The 3,202-nt window shown below is 64.0% G+C and carries 4 protein-coding genes; all 4 read right to left on the bottom strand.

Annotated elements, in window-relative coordinates:
• A partial coding sequence (locus tag EOA24_RS32090) for a DEAD/DEAH box helicase (RefSeq protein WP_127410487.1) occupies positions 1 to 327 on the bottom strand: 327 nt, incomplete at its 3' end.
• A gap of 190 nt (positions 328 to 517) precedes the next feature.
• Complete coding sequence (locus tag EOA24_RS32085) at positions 518 to 1,291, bottom strand: NAD kinase (protein ID WP_126082831.1); 774 nt, start codon at positions 1,289 to 1,291, stop codon at positions 518 to 520.
• Between the two features lie 428 nt (positions 1,292 to 1,719).
• A complete protein-coding gene (locus tag EOA24_RS32075; RefSeq protein WP_126082830.1) occupies positions 1,720 to 2,478 on the bottom strand; it encodes an MBL fold metallo-hydrolase in 759 nt (252 codons plus the stop codon).
• Between the two features lie 3 nt (positions 2,479 to 2,481).
• On the bottom strand, positions 2,482 to 3,202 hold a 721-nt coding region (locus EOA24_RS32070; RefSeq protein WP_133374716.1), incomplete at its 5' end, for an ABC transporter ATP-binding protein.

Genomic DNA, 3,202 nt, shown 5'->3' with positions numbered 1-3,202 from the left:
GTTCTTGCCGTATTTGATGAAGTTTTCCTCGACCTGCGCGGCGAGCTCACGGGTCGGTTCGAGGATCAGCGTGCGTGGCATGCGCGCGCGAGCGCGACCCTTTTCCAATCGCGTCAGCATAGGCAGCACGAAGGAAGCGGTCTTGCCGGTGCCGGTCTGGGCGATGCCCAACACATCCTTGCCGAGCAGCGCATGCGGGATGGCGCCGGCCTGGATCGGAGTCGGCTTGGTGTAGCCGGCATCTGAGACTGCGGAGAGGACCTTGGGCGAAAGGCCAAGGTCCGAAAAGGTCAACGCTTCTTGAACGGTCTGGGTGTCTGAGGACAAGTGTTTGTTGTCTTTGGCTGGTTCGGGAAATCGCAACGCGTGTTGCGGCAGGCGCCGCGCGCCTGCAAGATCGCGGTTGCAGTTAGGCGCAAGTCCGCGATTTGTCAACACAAACAGCCGGAAATCCCGGTGATTGTGAAGACGTAACCTTAATCGCGATGCTTAATCGAACAGGTATCGTTGCGCCGGCTCAGTAGCGGAACTGCTCGGCAAGGATGCGTTCGTTCCAGGAATGGTTCGGATCGAACAGCAAAGTTGCCGTCGCCGTCGGCGATTCCCGCACGGTGACGGAAGCCACCGCCTTGACCTCGGTATGGTCCGCGGCGGCATTCACCGGGCGCTTTTCGGCTTCCAATATGTCGAAACGCACCGTCGCCTTGTTGGACAGCAGCGCCCCGCGCCAGCGGCGCGGCCGGAAAGGGCTGACCGGCGTCAATGCCAGGAGCGGCGCATCGAGCGGCAGGATCGGCCCGTGCGCCGACAGATTGTAGGCCGTCGAGCCGGCGGGAGTGGCGATCATGACGCCGTCGCAGTTCAACTCCTCCAACCGCACTTGGCCGTCGACAGTGATGCGGATCTTCGCGGTCTGGTAGGACTGGCGCCACAGCGCCACCTCGTTGATGGCCGGCGCGGATACGGATTCGCCGTCATGCGTCACGGCGACCATTTCCAGCGGCCGGATCGTCTCGGCAACGGCGTTGGCGATGCGCTCCTCGAGACCGCCTGCGCGATATTCATTCATCAGGAAGCCGATGGTGCCACGGTTCATGCCGTAGACCTTCTTGCCCGTGCTCATCGTCTCGCGCAGCGTCTGCAGTAGAAAACCGTCGCCGCCGAGCGCGATGATGATCTCCGCGTCAGCGACAGGCACCTGCCCATAGCGCGCCGACAGGCTTTCCCGCGCGGCGAGGGCGTCGTCGGTGTCGGAAGAGACGAAGGCGAAACGGCTGGCGGCTTTGCTCATGGCTCCCGGAGGGCGACCGTCTGCGGGGCCGCGCCGGCGACGGCGTAGCATGCGCCGCCCATATCTGTGAAGGGCGGCGTGCCGGCTGGCGGGTCACCAGTCGCGCTTCGTGACAGGCGCGACATGAATGTGATGGCCGCAATGGTTAAGAGGAGGCTTAAACACTCGTAAAGGCGGATCGATCATGTTAGCCGACAGTGGATGGGTTGGCGGGGGCTGGCCAGTCGAGAGACCTGTCTATTGCCGGTAACGCGTCTGATCATAGTCTTCCTGATGATGGGAAGTTTCGCGCTTATGTTCGCCGAACTCGTGCGTCATTCGGAAGAGACGAGCCAGCGGCCGCAGCCGACAGCTTCCCGTTGCGGCGATGCCACGGGTACACCTTGCCCGCAACGGGCGCTGTAGGCTTCGCTTCCCTTATCGCTCGCTCAGCCGCCCTGCAGGTGGCAGCCCGCCTTGCGCTTGCCGGCGACATACTCGTCGATGAGTTGCCGGTAGCGCACCTTGCCGAAGCTTGGGAAATGGCCGCCATGCACGACCGAGACATCGAGCCCGCGCATGGCAAGCAGCGTCCCGACATAGTCCTCGACATTTGAGTGGTAGACGTCGTCGATCAGCGGCCCGTCATAGACGATGTCGCCGGACAAAAGGATGCCGGTCTTCTTCTCGTAAAGCGCGATGCCGCCCGGCGAGTGACCCGGCGTGTGGATGACCTCGAAGGCGCGATCGCCGAGATCGACGATGTCGCCGTGTTCAAGCAACCGGCCGGCCGGCGCGGGCAGGATGCGATAGCGCGCCGTATCCCAGCCTTCCGGTGCGCCGTCGAACATCTCCTCATTGGCGTAGCGATCGGCGACCGTCCATTCGTTGCGCGGATCGGCAAGGATTGCCGCTTCGGCCGAATGCACGCAGCGGTCCGGGAACTCGTGGTGGCAGCCGATATGGTCGAAATGCGTGTGGCTGGCCACGCAGGTGAGCTTGCGCTCGCTGACAAGCGGCACGTGGCTTCTCAGGCTGAAATGGCCAAGCCCGGTGTCGAACAACAGGTCTCGGTCTCGCCCGCGCACATGCCAGATGTTGCAGCGGAAGAACGGCTTGATCCATGGCTCATGGATGAGCGTGATGTCGTCGCCCGTGCGGATGGTTTCGTACCAGTCCGGAGCCTCGATGACCGGAAGCGTGCTCATGGATCAGTCCGCCAGCAGGATGATATCTTGAGCGTTGCACGAAATCGCTATCGTGTCGCGCGCCTGAACGGTGGCGGAAGCGGAAGCCTTGGCGATGAACTGCAGTGCCGGATCCAGCGTCGACGTGGCCAGCACGCGCTTGAAGCTGCCCTGGAAGACGATATCGCCGACCTTGCCGGCGCCGAGCGCGACATTGCCTTTCGCGTCGCCGAGAACCAGGTGCTCCGGCCGGATGGCGAGCGCGACCGTGGTGCCGGCAGTCGATGCGCCGGGCAGCGAGACCGGCCCGGCCGCCGTCGAGACGGTGACGATCCCGTTCTCCGCTTCGGTCACGGTGCCGGCAAGAATGGTGCTTTCGCCCATGAAGGTCGCCGAGAAGCGTGTCTTCGGCCGCGCATAGACGCGCTCGGGCGGGCCTTCGTCCTCGATGCGCCCGTCATTCATCACCACGCAGTGGTCTGCCAGCGCCATCGCTTCTTCCTGATCGTGCGTGACATGGACGAAGGCGGTGCCGACGCGCTTCTGGATCGCCTTCAGCTCATCCTGCATCTGCCGCCGCAGCTTGAGATCGAGCGCGCCGAGCGGCTCGTCTAGCAAAAGCACCGCCGGTTCGATGACCAGCGCACGGGCCAGCGCGACGCGCTGGCGCTGGCCACCGGAGAGCTGGTGCGGCTTCTTGTCGAAGGCGGCCGCCAGCCCGACAAGGGCAAGCGCATCGCGCGCC

The organism is Mesorhizobium sp. M2A.F.Ca.ET.039.01.1.1 (genome assembly GCF_003998035.1).
Taxonomy (GTDB): Bacteria; Pseudomonadota; Alphaproteobacteria; order Rhizobiales; family Rhizobiaceae; genus Mesorhizobium.
Note: the sequence above shows the minus strand (reverse complement) of the source record. Positions and strands in the feature narration are given on the sequence as shown.